This is a genomic window from Nostoc sp. ChiQUE01b, assembly GCF_034531255.1.
In the GTDB taxonomy this organism is placed as follows: domain Bacteria; phylum Cyanobacteriota; class Cyanobacteriia; order Cyanobacteriales; family Nostocaceae; genus Nostoc.
The window spans coordinates 26790-45499 of record NZ_JAVRBM010000042.1; the positions used below are offsets into that span (position 1 = coordinate 26790).

The 18710-nt window shown below is 38.2% G+C and carries 6 protein-coding genes; all 6 read left to right on the top strand.

The genetic code is table 11. The features are described from left to right. Positions 1–46 precede the first annotated feature (46 nt). Positions 47–5881 (top strand): SDR family oxidoreductase, encoded by a 5835-nt coding sequence (locus RMY63_RS24485; protein WP_322731206.1) that lies wholly within the window; start codon positions 47–49, stop codon positions 5879–5881. An 11-nt stretch (positions 5882–5892) separates the two neighbouring features. Next, a complete protein-coding gene (locus tag RMY63_RS24490) occupies positions 5893–7278 on the top strand; it encodes a condensation domain-containing protein (RefSeq protein ID WP_322731207.1) in 1386 nt (461 codons plus the stop codon). 147 nt (positions 7279–7425) lie between these two features. Further along, the gene (locus RMY63_RS24495) at positions 7426–10194 is read left to right on the top strand and encodes an amino acid adenylation domain-containing protein (protein ID WP_322731208.1); all 2769 of its coding nucleotides are present in this window, start codon (positions 7426–7428) and stop codon (positions 10192–10194) included. A 37-nt stretch (positions 10195–10231) separates the two neighbouring features. Then, positions 10232–16285, top strand: a complete 6054-nt coding sequence (locus RMY63_RS24500; RefSeq protein ID WP_322731209.1) for an SDR family oxidoreductase — start codon at positions 10232–10234, stop codon at positions 16283–16285. After that, positions 16266–17669 (top strand): condensation domain-containing protein, encoded by a 1404-nt coding sequence (locus RMY63_RS24505; protein ID WP_322731210.1) that lies wholly within the window; start codon positions 16266–16268, stop codon positions 17667–17669. Before RMY63_RS24500 ends, RMY63_RS24505 begins: the two co-directional genes overlap by 20 nt. A 145-nt stretch (positions 17670–17814) precedes the next feature. Continuing rightward, complete coding sequence (locus RMY63_RS24510) at positions 17815–18696, top strand: cupin-like domain-containing protein (protein ID WP_322731211.1); 882 nt, start codon at positions 17815–17817, stop codon at positions 18694–18696. Positions 18697–18710 lie beyond the last annotated feature (14 nt).

Genomic DNA, 18710 nt, shown 5'->3' on the forward strand with positions numbered 1-18710 from the left:
TTTAAATTTAGTTTTAAGCCAGTGAAAGCAATAAAGGTTTAATAAGATGAATAAACAAGATGATACTGAAAAAGTTTATGAATTAATGGAAGGAGTTGCTATTATCGGGATGGCTGGCCGTTTTCCAGGAGCCGTCAGTATAGAATCTTTTTGGCAAAATTTACAAGATGGCGTGGAGTCATTATCTTTATTTACAGATGAAGAGTTAATAGCTGTTGGTGTACCTTCGGCGTTAATAAGTAATAGTAATTATGTCAAACTTGGCGGTGTTTTAGAAAATATCGATTTATTTGATGCTGCATTCTTTGACCTAAATCCGAAAGAAGCGGAAGTCACAGATCCTCAACATCGCCTATTTTTGGAATGCGCTTGGTCAGCTTTGGAAAATGCTGGGTATGACTCCACTAAGTGTGAAAGTAGAATTGGGGTCTATGCTGGTGCTAGCTTAAATAACTATTTCTATTTTGATTTAAACAATGATCAAATAGGATCGGCGCAATTATATCAAAAGATAATTGGAAATGATAAAGGGTTTCTCTCTACCCGTGTTTCTTATAAATTAAATCTCACAGGGCCAAGTATTACAGTTCAAACAGCTTGTTCTACATCATTAGTTGCTACTACCCTCGCGTGCCAAAGTTTGCAAAATTATCAATGTGATATGGCTTTGGCGGGAGGGGTTTCTATCCGATTGCCTCAAAAAACTGGTTATTTATATGAACCAGGAGGGCCACTATCTCCTGATGGTCGTTGTCATGCTTTTGATGCTGCGGCGCAGGGAACAACTGTTGGTAATGGTGTGGGGATAGTTGTTCTCAAACGAGTCAGAGATGCGATCGCAGATGGCGATTGCATATATGCTGTCATTAAAGGTGCGGCAATTAACAACGACGGTTCGATGAAAGTTGGCTACACAGCGCCTAGTGTAGATGGTCAAGCAGAAGCGATCGCTGAAGCGGTAATGTTAGCAGAGGTAGAACCGCAGACAATCAGCTATATTGAAGCTCATGGTAGCGGTACAGCTTTGGGCGATCCGATTGAAATTGCTGCCCTGACTAAAGTTTTTCGTGCTAGTACCGAGAAAAAGAATTTCTGCGCCATTGGTTCAGTCAAAACGAATATTGGTCATTTAGATGCCGCCGCCGGAGTTGCAGGATTAATCAAGACGGCATTGGCTCTCAAGCATCAGTTAATTCCGCCAAGCTTAAACTTTGAACAGCCTAATCCTCAAATTGATTTTGCCAATAGTCCTTTTTACGTCAACACCAAGTTAACTGCATGGAAAACAGGCTCGACTCCCCGCCGTGCGGGTGTTAGCTCTTTAGGAATGGGCGGAACCAATACCCACGTAGTTCTAGAAGAAGCCCCAACCCTTCCAGCTTCTAGTGCTTCCCGTCCTTGGCAATTGTTAGTAGTTTCTGCAAAAACCGAGTCTGCGTTAGAAACTGCCACGCAGAATCTAAGCCAACATCTGATGCTACATCCCGATTTGAATCTTGCAGATGTAGCTTATACCTTGCAAGTGGGGCGTAGAGACTTTAATTATCGGCAAATATTAGTTTGCTTCGATGCCCAAGATGCGATTAAGGCATTGAATCAGCCAGCCTCAGAACGAGTTATAACTCAATTTCAAGAGTCAGGAACTCGCTCCGTTGCTTTCATTTTTCCTGGACGAGGTGCGCTGTATACAGATATGGGCAAAGAACTCTACGAAACTGAGCCGATGTTCCGCAAGCAGGTAGAAAAGTGCTGCCTCATATTAAAACCACATCTAGAGTTAGATTTGCGATCGGTAATTTATCCCAGCGAATCTGAGCAGGAAACCGCATTAGAGAAACTCCAACAAACTTGCTTTGTTCAGAGTGCCCTGTTTGTCATTGAGTATGCCTTGGCTCAGTTGTGGATGTCCTGGGGTGTTTCCCCTCAAGCAATGATTGGGCAAGGTGTTGGAGAATACGTTGTTGCCACTTTAGCCGGAGTTTTTCCCCTTGAAGATGCCCTTGCACTAGTGGTCAATGAATCTTCCACAGAGTTGTTACAAAAAGTCCAACTCAATCCTCCAACAATTCCATTTATATCTAATGTTAGTAGCACTTGGATTACTCAAACTGAAGCAATAGACCCTAACTATTGGGCACACATACAGCAACCAAGACATTTTAATGAAGGAATTGCAGAGTTACTCAAAGACAATCAGCGGATTCTACTAGAAGTTGGTTGTGGAGAGACTTTCAGTCCTGAAGAATTAACTGTGCTGACCTCAATACCCCATCCTCACGAACAGCATTCAGATGTAGCATTTTTACTTAACACCTTGGGTCGCCTATGGATGTTGGGAATCAAGATAGATTGGTCAAGTTTTTACGCCAATGAACGTCGTCATCGCCTCCCCTTACCAACCTATCCCTTTGAGCGTCAGCGTTATTGGATTGAGTCATCAGCCTCGCAAAAATCGTTAGATCAAAATCCTCTAAGTCATCCCGTTGAAAATCAGCGTTACTCTATTGAGCTAGATTCCTCATCCACTTCAGATACAGCATCACAACAATCATTAGAGAAAAAGCCAAATATCGCTGACTGGTTTTATATTCCAGTATGGAAACAATCCATACCACTTGAGTTTTTTCAAGGAAAAGAACCGAGCAAACAAAAGTTGCGTTGCTTAGTCTTTGTGGATAACTATGGAGTAGGAACTGAATTTGCCAAACGACTTGAGCAACAGAGTCAAGATGTCATCACTGTGCAGGTGGGCGAACAGTTTAGTAAGCTCGATGACCGGATGTATGTCATCAATCCCCAACAACCAGATGACTATGATGCCTTGCTTCAAGAACTTCAAAAGCAGGATTTTAAGCCAAATACAATTGCCCACTTTTGGAGCGTTACACCAAATGATACTTTGCTCAACAACGAGCTAGGATTATTTGAAGATTACCAGCATTTTGGTTTCTATAGCCTGTTGTTTTTAGCACAAGCAATCGGAAAACAAGATATTTGGGATTCTCTCAAGCTGATAGTTGTCACCAGCAATGTCCATAATGTAACTGCCGATGAAAATTTATGCCCACAAAAGGCTACGGTATTAGGGCCATGCAAAGTAATTCCCAAGGAATATCGAAATATTAATTGCAGTAGTGTTGATTTAGTTATGCATTCTGCTCAAACTCCTTTATCTAAAAAACTCATAGATAATTTGGTAGCAGAATTCACACTGCAACAGACTAATGAAATAGTTGCCTACCGTGGAACTCAGCGTTGGATTCAAACCTTTGAAGCAGTCCCATTAGATGACCGCATTGCAGGCAAAACTAAGTTAAGAGAAGGTGGAGTTTACTTAATTACTGGTGGACTCGGTGGTATTGGTTTAGTATTAGCAGAACATCTAGCAAAGACGCTACAAGCTAAGTTAATACTCATCGGACGAAGGGGACTACCGGAACGCTCTGAGTGGGAACAATGGCTAGAAACTCATGATAGCCAAAATTCTATCAGTCGTCAGATACAAAAAGTGCGATCGCTTGAGGAATTAGGGGCAGAGGTTGAAGTTAAAAGTGCCGATGTGACTAATTCCGAACAAATGCAGGCAGTAATTACTCAAGCATTCCAAAAATTCGGTCAAATTAATGGCGTAATCCATGCGGCTGGGATTGCGGGTGGTGGTGTTACCCAACTCAAGACGCGGGATATAGCAACCAATGTCTTAGCACCGAAAGTGAAAGGAACATTAATCTTGGAGGAGGTTTTAAAGAATATAAATCTAGATTTCTTGGTGCTTTGTTCATCTGGAACCTCTATTTTGGGTGAATTTGGACAGATAGATTATTGTGCAGCCAATGCCTTTCTAGATGCTTATGCCCACAGTTATACTTCCACATCTGGTCAATTAACAGTATCAATCAGCTGGGATGTTTGGCAAGAAGTTGGGCTGGCAGTGGAAACTGTATTACCAGATAAAATTAAACAGGAGCGCGACAAAATTCTCAAAAAAGGAATATTACCTCAAGAAGGAATCGATGCTTTTAATCGCATTCTGCAAAACAGACTGCCTCATATGATTGTTTCAACACAAGACTTCCCAACTTTAATTAAGCAGAATAACTCTCCCCAGTATTTGCAAGAGCAATTAACGCTTTTGGAGTCAAAATTATCTTCAGTCAATCTCTCCAAAGCAAATCATCCCCGCCCTAATTTAGGCAATGATTACATCGCTCCCGAAAACGAAATCGAGCAAATGCTGGCTGACATTTGGCAAGAAATTCTGGGAATTGACAAGATAGGTATTCACGACAACTTTTTTGAGTTGGGAGGAAATTCTATCAACACGATTCAAATTGCTGCCAAAGCTAACCAAGCAGGTTTGAAGTTGACATCTCAACAGTTTTTTCATTACCAAACAATTGCTGAATTAGCGACAGACTTATGCATTAGTCAAACTACCCAACCCGAACAGAGGTTAGGAACAGAAGGGTTGCAACTCACACCGATTCAGCATCAGTTCCTTGAACATAATCAGCCCGATATACACCATTGTAACCAGTCTTTACTGCTGGAAATACAGCAAGCGTGCGATCGCAATTTATTAGAGCAGGCTTTACAGCATTTGATTGAACATCATGACGTATTTCGCCTGCGTTTTATCCAAAAAGAATCTGCTTGGCAACAAATTTATGCTAGTTCTAATGATACTATTGAATTTAAACATGTAGATTTATCGGTACTACCAAAAATTGAACGAAAACTTGCTATTGAATCTGTAGCTGCGGAACTAGAAACAAGTTTGAACTTATTTGAGGGGCCACTTGTACGGTTTGCCTTCTTTGACTTAATACCACAGCAAACTAGCTACTTACTAATTATCATTCACCACCTAGCAGTTGATACTGTCTCTTGGCAAATTTTGCTAGAAGACTTGCAAACAGCTTATCAGCAAATCATTCAAGGTCAGGCGATACATTTGCCATCTTGTACTACTTCATATATGCAGTGGGCACAATACCTACATGAATATGCTGAATCTTCAGAAATGATCCCAGAACGGGATTATTGGCTCCAAGAAATGCAAAAACCATTTAGCCACTTACCCGTTGACTATTCAACAGGTGACAATACAGTAGCTAATGTAGATATAGTATCCGTCTGTCTCAATAAAAAAGAGACAAAAACTTTATTAGAAGAGATACACAAAGCCTATAATACTCAAATTGATGAAGTGTTACTCACAGCTTTAGTGCAAGCTTTTGCAACATGGACAGGAGAACAAAGATTGTGGGTAGATATCAGAGTTAATAGTCGAAAGGCAATCTTTAAAGATGTAAATTTATCTCGTACAGTTGGTTTATTCACAACTTGCTTTCCAGTTATTTTGGATATTACCAAATCTTCCGATCCAGGAACTTCATTAATAACAATAAAAGAATATTTGCGTAGTATTCACAATAGTGGGATTGGTTATGGCATCCTAAATTACTTAAGCAATAAGCAGGAAAAGCAAGCGAAACTGCAAGGTTTTCCGAAAACTGAAGTGAGTTTCAATTACTTCGGCGAGTATGACCAAATGGTTTCAGAATCGTCTTTATTTGGTAAACCAAATAAATCTCAAGGTATCAATTCCAGCACACCCAAGAATCTATTTTATTTGTTAGAGATTAATGCAATTGTTCTTAACAAAGAATTGCAATTTTCTTGGAAGTATAGTCAAGCTATTTACCGCCGAGAAACAATTGAGAAATTGGCTGATGATTTTATAAAAGTACTGCGCTCTCTGATGATTGACTGTCAATCTGTAGAAGCAGAAAGATATACACCATCTGACTTCCCTAGAGCCAAATTGAACCAACAGCAATTGGATAATTTACTATTAAAAATTAACCAAAAGAGGTAGAGAACAGCCAAATGAACACAAAAACTATTGAAGACATATACGAACTAACGCCTGTACAAAAGGGGATGTTATTCCACTGTTTGTTTGATAGTGAATTATCCTTATATTTTTTCCAGCATATCTTTATTGTGCGTGGCAATCTTAACATAGAGGTCTTTGAAAAAGCTTGGCAACTAGTAATGGATCGGCATCACATTTTACGGACTGGGTTTTATTGGGAAGAAATTGAAAATCCACTACAAATTGTGTACAACCAAGTAGAAGTGCCCCTAAATCTCCATGACTGGTCTAATATAAATTCAGTTGAACAAGAAGCGCAATTTCAGTCTTTTCTTTTAAGCGATCGCAAAAAAAGTTTTGACTTTTCCCAGCCATGTCTAATGCGTCATACTTTAATTCGCCTGACTGATAACTGCTATCGATATATTTGGAGTGTGAACCACATTATCTTAGATGGTTGGGCTGGCTCACTAGTATTTCAGGAGTTTGTGGAAGTTTATGGAGCACTTTGTAAAGATAAAGAAATCTGTTTAGCACCTACTCGTCCTTTTAGAGACTACATTGACTGGTTGCAGCAGCAGGATATATCTAAAGCTGAGCTTTTTTGGCGACAAGCATTACAGGGTGTCAAAGCACCAACTCCTCTCACTTATATAGAAAAAATCAACCAATCATCTACTGAAGAAGTAAGGTACACTGAAGAAATAATTCAGCTATCATTAACAAGTACACAGGCGCTACAATCTTTTGCTGCACAACATCGTCTTACTCTTGCTACTATAATTAACGGTATTTGGGTCATTCTCCTTAGTCGCTATACTTGCCGCAACAATATATTGTATGGCTACAACGTTGCTGGACGACCAGTAGAGTTGAATGGAGTGGAGTCAATGGTGGGCATGTTTGTTAATACCTTGCCTATTCAAGTCAATATAGATGCTGAACTGCTTTTCTTGTCATGGCTACAGCGTTTTCAGCTTCAACTAGCTGAGGTACGCTGCTATGAATACACTCCGTTGACAGAAATTCATCGATGGAGTGAAGTTCCACAAAAATTAACTTTATTTGAAAGTATTGTGGTAATTGAAAACTTTCCAGTCAGTGAATTTATCCGAGATTGGAAGGGAAATATAGAATTTCAACATACAGGATTATATTATAGAAATAACTATCCTCTGAATTTAGTCGTCTACCCCAATAAAGAGTTATTAATAGCTATTTCCTATGATTCTATAAGATTTGATACCGATACTATTACTGGAATACTAGAAGATATTGAAATTCTTTTACAAGAATTAATGACTAATTCTAATATTCAAATTAAATACTTACCATTTTTGACTCTAGAGCAACAACAAGTTACTTCAATTTTAGAAAAAGAAACCTTGTTTTATTAAGCTTATAATCCAGATATTTAATCGATGCAATTACGCAATGCTCGCAAAACATACATCTAACAAATAATCTGTCTAAATGTGGATCTTAATTACATATTATGCTAAATATCATTCGCAATATTTACTAGTTAAACGGGATAAATGAATATGCATTTACGCAAAAACAAAGTATTTTCTCAAAAGATTTATTGGATAAATAAATTATCCGGAGAGCTTCCAGAAACTAATCTTATTTTAGACTATATAAGACCTTCGCTTTCTAGCACTAAAAATAAGTCTATTAACTTTGACTTATCGCATGATTTATCTCAAGAAATCATGAAGCTGGCTAAAGGTTCTTACTTTTCAGTGTACTTGATACTTGTATCTGCATTGAATATACTGCTGCAAAAATATACTCGAAAAAACGATGTTATTGTAGGCATACCAATATATGAGAAAATTGGCACAATTGATTTAAGTAGCAAAGTTATTCCCTTGCGTATTCAGATAACACCGGAGATATCATTTAAGGATTTTTTGTTTCAAGTTAAAGATTCAGTTATTGGTGCTTACAGTCATCAAAACTATCATTTTGACGAATTAATTAATTTATTAAAAATACCAACAAGTCCGAACCGTTGTTCACTTTTTGATATAGTGGTTTTATTAGAAAATATTCATAATAAAAATAGTTTAAATCATCTCAATAATGACATTACATTTTCTTTTCTAATTAATGGTAAAAATATTAGTGCAAATATAGAGTATAGTGAGCAAATTTTTCAAGATGAGACTATCCAATTAATTATTAAATATTATACTAATGTTATTGAAAGTATTGTCAGTAATATTGATGCTAAAATATCGGATATTGTTTTTTTTAAAGACTTCGAGCGATACCATTTGTTAAAACAATTTAATGACAATAATAAAAATAAAGAATATCCCATTGAACAGACGCTCAATAAATTGTTTGAACACCAGGCCAATAAAACCCCTAACAATATAGCAGTAGTTGATGGACAAACAAAACTAACTTATCAAGAGTTAAATGAAAAAGCTAATCAGTTAGCAGTAATGCTGCGTCAACTAGGACTTGCTAAAGGTGAGTTTGTAGGCATATTTAAAGACCGTGATATAAATTTTCTTATCGCTATTCTGGCTATATATAAGGCAGGTGGTGCTTACGTACCGATTGATAGCACTTATCCGTCAAATAGAATTGAATATATGTTGTCTAATAGTGAAGTTAACTTTCTTTTAACTGATACTTACTTATTAACTGTTTTGACAGACTTAATAAATAACTGTCCTCAATTAAAATCGATTATTTGTTTAGACGAGGTTATTCCTGAAAACATACAATTAACTCATAACCAGGAATTAACAATATACGATAAACTTGGCTTCAGTAACCTCCCCAAAGAAAATCTAGAACCAGTGAACGAGGGAATCGACACTGCTTATATGATATATACCTCTGGTTCCACAGGATTACCAAAGGGAACAGTTATCAGACATGATGGTGCAATCAATCATATTTATGCCCAATTCGATCAGCTGGAGTTAAGGTCAGAATTTTGTTTTCTGCAAAGCGCTTCTTCTTCAACAGATATTTCTGTGTGGCAATTTTTGGCACCACTTTTAATCGCTGGAAAGACAGTAATTGTAGATATTGAAACTGTTGCTGTTCCTGAAAAACTATTCAAAGCACTTAAATCACAAAAAATAACAGTTGTTGAATTGGTACCAGCATTATTTGGGGGCTTACTTGAATATACCTCCCAATTGACAAGCCAAGAAAGGGAGTTACCAGATTTAAAATGGATGATGCTATCGGGCGAATCTGTGTCGATCAGTTGGGTAAATAAGTGGCTCCAGATATATCCCGAAATCAAAATTGCTAATGCTTATGGTCCGACCGAAGCTGCTGATGATATTACCCAGTTTATCGTTGACAAGCCTTTGCCAGAAAATCAGCGAACAATTCCAATTGGCAAACCCTTAGCGAACTTAAATCTCTATATCCTGGATGAGCAAATGAAGTTATTACCGATTGGTGTTCCAGGAGAGATTTGTGTATCGGGAATCGGTGTGGGTGCTGGTTACTGGAAAAACGAAGAAAAAACTAAATTAAGCTTTGTGACAAATCCGTTTACAGAAACTAAAAAGAATTTACCAAGAAATCGTGCAGATTTGATTTATAAAACAGGAGATTTAGGAAGGTGGCTGACCGATGGGAATATAGAATTCCTCGGACGCATTGACAATCAAGTAAAGATTCGTGGCTTCCGCGTCGAGCTTGGAGAGATTGAAACATTTTTGGGTCAGCACCCGAATGTACGTGAAAATGTTGTGGTGGTTGATCAGGAGGAACCAGATAACCTTCAATTAATTGCTTATGTAGTTGTGAAGACAGAACCAGTTCCTAGTATCAGTGAATTGCGTAGTTTCTTAAGAAAAAAGTTACCTGACCACATGTTACCTTCTGCCTTTGTGATGCTAGAAAGCCTACCACTAGCACCTAGCGGTAAAGTAGACCGTAAAGCTCTGCCCAAACCAGATAATCTTCGCCCGGAATTGGAAACTACTTATGTTAAACCACGAAATGAGGTAGAACACTTAATTGTTGATACATGGCAGAAAATACTTAAGGTTGAAAAAGTAGGTATTCAAGACAATTTCTTTGACCTTGGTGGACATTCTCTAAACGTGCTTCAGGTACATAGCAAACTGCGCGAACTTTTGAAAGTGGATTTAGCTATAACTGACCTTTTCAAATATCCGACTATAAGCTCTTTATCAAACTATTTCAGTCAAAAAGATGATAGTGATGAAGTATTTGCTTCTGAAACTAATCAAATCAGTCAAAAGCTGGGAGCTGGTAAAGCTAGATTAAAGCAAAGTTTTGTAAGAAAAAAGCAGAGTATTTAAAAAAGTCTAGATAAATTATCTTAAAAGGGTGAAAATCATGGATAGTTCAGTAGATAATTTAACTAATAAAACGGGCTTAGAAATAGCTGTTATTGGGATGAATGGCTATTTTCCAGAAGCTCAAAATATAGAGCGATTTTGGCAAAATCTCCGAGACGGAGTAGAGTCAATTCATTTTTTCACTGATCAAGAACTAAAAGATTTAGGTGTAGATTCTGCTGACCTGACAAACCCTTATTATGTCAAGGCAGAGGGTGTAGTTGAAGATATAGATTTGTTTGATGCTTCATTCTTCGGTATAAATCCCAGAGAAGCTGAAACTATGGACCCCGGACTTCGTTTGTTTTTGGAATATGCATGGACAGCACTTGAAGATGCTGGCTATAGTTTTGAAGCTTACAATAAGCCGATTGGAGTTTTCGCTGGTTTTGGTTTTGGCGGTTATCTACCTAATATTTATTCAAATCCCGATATTGTAGACTCTGTTGGTCAATACCAAATAGAGAAAGGAATCTCTCCAGCTTCCATTACACTTGCTTCTTACAAGTTAAACTTGCAGGGACCAAGTTATGCAGTTCAAACTACCTGCTCAAGTTCATTAGTTGCTTTACATTTAGCCTGTCAAAGTTTGCTAAGTGGCGAGTGTGATGTTGCCTTGGTTGGAGGAGTCTCAATATCAGAAGCAGTCGGTTATGTATATCAGGAAGGAGGAACTTCATCTCCTGATGGACATTGCCGTGCTTTTGATGCAAAGGCTAAGGGATGTCCGAGAGGAACGGGTCTGGGTATTGTAGTTTTAAAACTTTTAGAAGAAGCGATCGCAGATGGAGACTGCATCCATGCAGTGATAAAAGGTTCCGCCATTAATAATGATGGATCAGACAAAGTTAGCTACACTGCACCCAGTATTCATGGTCAGGCAACAGTGATTAGGGCGGCTCAGATTATGGCTGAGGTTGAACCCGAAACAATTACTTATATAGAAGCTCATGGAACTGGAACTGCTCTAGGTGATCCCGTTGAAATTGCAGCCTTGACACAAGCTTTTCAGACCAAAACTCAGAAAAAGGGCTTTTGTGCGATCGGTTCTTTGAAAACCAACATTGGACATTTGGACGAAGCTGCTGGAGTGGCAAGTATAATCAAAACCGTTTTAGCCCTTAAGCATAAACAGATACCACCTAGCTTAAACTTTGAAGAACCATCACCCCAGATAGATTTTGCTAACAGTCCTTTTTACGTTAACAACACATTGTCTGAGTGGAAAACCAACGGTACTCCTCGTCGTGCTGGAGTTAGTGCTTTTGGTTTTGGCGGGACAAATGCCCATGTAATTTTAGAGGAAGCTCCAATAATTAAACCCTCTAGCCCTTCTCGAACTTGGCAGTTATTATTACTTTCAACCAAAACGAGTACAGCACTAGAAACTGCTACAGAAAATATCGCTAATTACCTACAAAAAAATCCAGATTTAAACCTCGCTGATGTTGCTCATACTTTGCAAGTGGGTCGGTGGACTTTGAACCATCGCCGAATAGTAGTTTGCCAAAACCAACAAGATGCAATAAAAGCACTGCAAGACCCTCAAAGAGCTTTCACTCATTACCAAGAACCTTGTAATCGCTCTGTAGTGTTTATGTTTTCTGGGCAAGGTACGCAGTATGTAAATATGGCTCGAGAATTATACGAGAGCGAAACCGTATTTAGAGAGCAAGTTGATTGCTGCTGCGAACTGCTCAAACCTCACTTGGAAGTAGACTTGCGTACAGTCCTCTATCCCAATGAAAAAAAAGCGTTAACAGCAGCACAAAAGTTACAGCAAACAGCAATTACTCAACCAGCGCTGTTTGTGATTGAATACGCTCTAGCCAAGTTATGGATGGCGTGGGGCGTGCGTCCTGAAACTATGATTGGTCACGGTGTAGGAGAGTATGTAGCTGCCACTGTAGCTGGAGTTTTCTCTTTGGAAGATGCCTTGGGAATAGTGGCGAATCGAGGAAAACTCATGCAGCAGTTACCTGGTGGTGCTATGCTCTCGGTTCAGCTTCCAGAACAAGAAGTACAACAACTGCTAGAAAAGGGAATCTCTCTAGCTGCGAGTAATGCACCTTCTTCCTGCGTGGTGTCTGGTTCGACAGAAGCGATAGACCAATTGCAACAGAAGCTACAACAAAGAGGTGTAAGCTGTAGGCGCTTGCATACTAACCACGCCTTTCATTCTCAAATGATGGAACCCATCATTGAGACTTTCACTCGGTCGTTACAAAAAGTAAAACTCAATCCCCCGAAAATTCCATTTGTGTCTAATGTTAGCGGAACTTGGATTACCGCAGCCGAAGCGGCAGATCCTAACTATTGGGCTACGCATTTAAGACAACCAGTGCGTTTTAGTCAAGGGGTAACAGAGTTGCTCAAACAGCCAGAACGAATACTGTTGGAGGTTAGCCCAGGGCAGACTTTAAGTAATTTGGCTAAACAACATCAAACAGATGAGCTGATAGCACTAACGTCTATACGGCATCCTCAAGAGCAACAATCAGATGTCGCATTTTTACTTAACACCTTGGGTAAACTTTGGGTAGTAGGGGTTCAAATTGATTGGTCTGGTTTTTATATAGATGAGAAGCGTCATCGCGTACCCTTACCTACTTATCCTTTTGAGCGCCAGCGTTACTGGCTTGAGGTAAATCGAAATGTACCTCTGGCAACGATTTGGCAAAAAACCTTAGACCTAGACGAGAAGCCAGATATTGCTGACTGGTTCTACATTCCTCGCTGGAAACAATCTACACCGCTTGAGCTTTTCCAAAAGGAAAAACTGGTAGAACAAAAGTCATGTTGGTTAGTTTTTGTCGATAGCTATGGAGTCGGAGTCGGAATTGCAGAAAGACTTAAACAACAAGGTCAGGATGTGATTATCATCAAGGTCGCAGATGATTTTGCGAAACTCAGCGACTTTATATATACAATTAATCCCCAACAAAGAGATGACTATGATGCCTTGCTGCAAGCACTACGAGAGCAAAATTGGACTCCACAAGCGATCGCCCATTTATGGAGCGTTACTCCTAACGATACTTTACCTAATCAAGAGCTAGATGAACAAACACAAAATCAATTTTTTGAAGATTGTCAAAATCTCGGTTTTTATAGTCTGCTGTTTCTAACACAAGCCTTGGCAGAGCAGAATATAATTGAGCCAATCAAGCTAGTGGTTGTCACCAATAATGTATATGATGTAACTGGCAGCGAGAATTTATGCCCTGAGAAGGCAACTATATTAGGACCATGCAAGGTAATTCCACAGGAATATCCAAACATTAACTGTTGCTGTTTTGATGTGGTGCTTCCAGGATATGAAACTAAGCCATCACATAAAACGGCTAAATTAATAGATTATTTGCTTGCAGAATTTGTAGCACAGCCAACTGAAAATGTTGTTGCCTACCGTGGTCATCATCGCTGGATTCAAACATATGAGCCTATTCGCTTAGATGAAAGTATTGTTGGTAGAAAGAAGTTGAGGAAAGAGGGAGTTTACCTAATCACTGGTGGACTAGGTGGTGTTGGTTTAGTATTGGCAGAATATTTAGCTCAGACAGTGCAGGCGAAATTGATTCTGCTTGGACGAAAAGGTCTTCCCGAAAAAGACCAGTGGCAAGAATGGCTAGCAACTCACGATCAGCAGGATAGTATTAGCCGCAAGATTCGCAAAGTGCAGGCTTTATTGGCTTTGGGTGCTGAGGTTTTGGTCATCAGTGCCGATGTCGCAAATGAACAACAAATGCACAATGTAATTGCGATCGCCACTAAAAGATTTGGTGGAATTAATGGTGTCATCCATGCCGCAGGAAATGCTGAACATGTACATTGCACTATTATGGAAACTTCCAAAGCGGAAGCACAATCGCAATTTCATCCCAAAGTTTATGGACTATTTGTCTTAGAAAAAGTCCTGCAAGGGCAAGAGCTAGATTTTTGTCAATTAACATCATCGTTAGCATCTGTGTTGGGAGGTCTAGGATTTATCTCCTATTCCGCAGCAAACATTTTTATGGATGCTTTTGTTCATAACTATAACAAAACCAACTCTTTCGCTTGGAGTAGTTTTAACTGGGATGATTGGGTAACTGAAGAGGAACAGCAAAATACAAGTGTTCTAGAAACCTTGTATAAATATGGTATGAGATCGAAGACTGCTAGTATAGATGCATTTGAACGTCTATTATCGATGTGTGGATTTCCTCAAATTGTTGTCTCTACTGGAGACTTACAAGCTAGAGTTGAGGAATGGATAAAGCTTGAATCTTTGCAAACTAAAGAATTATCAAATAACGAAAATTTATTTTCAAAACACCAAAGACCAAACCTGGGCATAGAATATCTTGCACCTAGAAATGAAGCGGAAGAAACAGTTGCTAATATTTGGCAGGAAATTCTAGGTATCGAATGCATAGGTATCGATGACAACTTTTTTGAATTGGGAGGAAATTCCATAAATGCGATTCAAATTGCTGCCAAAGCTAACAAAACAGGCTTAAAATTAACACCTAAACAGTTTTTTGAACACCAGACAATTGCAGAATTAGTGACAGATTTAGGCATTACTCAAACTATCCAACCTGAAAATAATTTAGAAACAAAAGAGTTATACCTCACACCTATTCAACATTGGTTATTTGCCCAAAATCAGCCCGATCCACATAATTGTAACCAGTCTTTGCTACTGGAAATGCAGAAAGGATGCGATCGCAATTTGTTAGAGCAGGCTTTACAGCATTTGATTGAACATCATGACGTATTTCGCCTGCGTTTTATCCAAAAAGAATCTGCTTGGCAACAAGTTTATGCTAGTTCTAATGATACTATTGAATTGAAACGAGTAGATTTGTCGGCACTACCAGAAATTGAGCGAAAATTTGCTATTGAGTCTGTAGCTGCGGAACTAGAGGCAAGTTTGAACTTATTTGAGGGGCCACTTGTACGGTTTGCCTTCTTTGACTTAGTGCCACAACAAACTAGCTACCTGCTAATTATCATTCATCACCTAGCAGTTGATAGTCTCTCTTGGCAAATCTTGCTAGAAGACTTGCAAACAGTTTATCAGCAAATCAGTCAGGGCAAGGCGATACATTTGCCAGATTATACTACCTCATATATGCAGTGGACACAATGTCTACAGGGGTATGCTGAATCTTCAGAAATGATGCGAGAGCAGGACTATTGGCTCCAAGAAATACAAAAACCATTTAGCCGCTTACCCGTTGACTATTCAACAGGTGACAATACAGTAGCTAATGCAGATATAGTATCAGTTTGTCTAAATAAACAAGAAACAAAAACTATACTAGAAGAGATACACAAAGCCTATAATACTCAAATCAACGATGTATTACTCACAGCTTTGATGCAAGCTTTTGCAACATGGACAGGAGAACAAACATTGTGGGTAGATATCAGAGGTAATGGTCGAGAAAAAACATTCAAAGATGTAAATATTTTCCGTACAGTTGGTTCGTTTACAACTTGTTATCCAGTTATTTTGGATACAAGAGAATTTTCGGAATCGGGAAATTCATTAATAGCAATAAAAGAATATTTGCGTGGTATTCCCAATAGTGGGATTGGTTACAGTCTACTAGAGTATTTGAGCAGTGAGCAGGAGATAGAATCGAAACTGCGAGTTCTTCCTCAGACGGAAGTGAGTTTTAATTACTTAGGTCAATATGACCAAATGATTTCAAAGTCATCTTTATTTTGTCTACCCCAAGAGTCGAAAGGACTCAACTACAGTACACCTGCCAACAGATTTTATTTACTAGAGCTTAATGGAATTGTGGTTCAAGAACAATTGCAATTGCACTGGACGTACAGTAAGGCTATTCACCGCCGAGAAACAATTGAAAAATTGGCTGATGATTTTATAAAAGCACTACGCTCCCTGATTATTCACTGTCAGTCTCTTGAAACAGCAATTTATACACCTTCGGACTTTCCAAAAGCTAACTTGAGCAAACAAAAATTGGATCAGTTTTTAGCAAAAATTACCCAAAAAAGTCAGGAAAACACAAATGAAAGCAGAAAATATTGAAGATATATACGAACTCACACCTCTACAAAAGGGCATTCTCTTCCACAGTTTATATGAAAATGAATCTCAGCTATATTTGTTTCAGCAACTCTATAGTGTGCCTAATCTTAACATAGATGTGTTTGAAAAGGCTTGGCAACTTTTAGTGGATCGACACACCATTTTACGTACTGGGTTTTATTGGGAAGAGATTGAAAATCCACTACAAGTTGTATACAAACAAGTAAAACTACCTTTAAATCAGTATGACTGGCGTAATCTGGAGCGAGTTGAACAAGAAAATCAATTAGAATCATTTATTGACAGCGATCGCAAATTATATTTCGACTTGTCGCAACCATGTCTAATGCGTCTAACTTTAATTCGCCTTACTGATGACTACTACCAATTTATTTGGAGCAATCACTTCATCATCGTAGATGGTTGGAGCGATTCACTAATACTTCAGGAGTTTGTGCAAATTTATGAAGCACTTTCTAAGAATAAAGAAATACCTTTAGCGCCTACTCGCCCTTTTAGAGACTACGTTGACTGGTTACAGCAACAGGACATATCTAGAACCGAAATTTTTTGGCGACAAGCATTACAGGGTGTTAAAACACCTACTCCTCTTACTTACATAGAAAAAATTGGCCAATCGCCTACTCAGGAAGAACGGTACGATGAGGAAATAATTAAGCTATCATCAACAAGTACACAGGCAATAGAATCTTTCGCAATACAACATCGTCTCACCCTCGCAACCATACTTAACGGTATCTGGGCTATTCTCCTGGGCCGCTATAGCAGACGCAACGATATACTATATGGCTGTACTGTTACTGGACGCCCGGTAGATTTGGATGGAGTAGAGTCAATAGCTGGTGTATTTGTTAATACCTTGCCAATCTATGTCAACATAGATATTGAACAGCCTTTGTTATCATGGCTACAGCATTTACAGACTCAACTGGTTGAAACACGTGACTATGAATATACTCCATTGACAGAAATTCATGGATGGAGTGAAGTACCACGAAACTTAACTTTATTTGAAAGTTATGTGGTGCTTGAAAACTTTCCAATCAGCCAATTTGTAAAGAGCTGGGGGAGGGGGACGAATTTAGAAATTAAACATAATAAAGTGTATTACAGAAGTAACTACCCTCTGAATTTAGTTGTATACCCAGATGAAGAGTTATTAATAGCTTTTTCTTATGATTCTAGAAGATTTGAGATTGATACTATTGCCGGAATACTCAAAGATATTGAAATCCTCTTACAACAGTTGATAATTAATCCTAATTTACAAATAAAAAATTTACCATTTTCGACACCAAAACAGCAACTAATTACTTCAATTTTAGAAAAAGAAGCATTAGGCGTGGAGCTTTTCCAAATTTAGTTAGCTACACAAGATTTGTAGAACTCATGCCTTAGAGCTTAATGTTGTTGTGTTGTTTTTTTGCATACACTGACGGGAGAAATTACAGGGATAAGTTTTATCGATGCCTCAATCAAAATGATACCAAAGCAGAAAAGGTTAGACCATGATCATCTCAAATGAAATCGAGCGCAGATATAAACTTTCAAATGAGGAATTTACAAAAGATTATGTTGAACTCGGAAAACCCGTCATAATTTCTGGAGTTATCCCTAGCTGGGACAGCTTTAGTAAATGGTCTTTAAAATACTTGAAACAATTATCACCTTCTCTGAAAATTTCCGCGAAAAAATTTAGTGATAAAGGAATTCAAGTATATAGCCTGACAATGGAAAAATATATAAAATTAATAGAAAATTATGAAGCTGATTCCCTGAATAATCCTTTACCACCATATTGCCACGACCTACCTTTATTTAGCTTAATTCCTTCACTAATAGAAGACGCTCAACCATTTCCCTTAGATTATTTCCCAAAATGGTACTGGTACAAGTGGTGGCGTTACTGTCAGTTTTTCTTAGGTTGTTCTAATAGTATTACTCCACTACATTTTGATTGTCTTCTCACTAACAATATTTTTTTTCAAATTGTTGGACGCAAACAATTTACCATATTATTACCTGAAGATGCCAAATATTGTTATCGCAAGGGCTGGCGATGGTTTTTTGTGAATCCAGAAAATCCAGATTTCAATAAATATCCTGAATATAAAAACGCTAACCCAATCAAATTTATTGTAAATCCTGGAGATATTTTATATATGCCTCCTGGAACGTTACATCATGTTAGAAGCTTAGATATGTCAATTTCTTTTAATATCGATTGGCACAGTCGTAAAAGCTCGTTGAATGCTCTAGCCGCTAGTATAAAGGGTATGCCGATTCAAAACTCATACTATAACATTTTACTAGCTATGGGATTAGTATTTAAAATTCCGTCTCCGATAATTTTTAAATTTTATAAGTCGTATTTAAATTATGTATCTTGATAATGTCAAGTTTA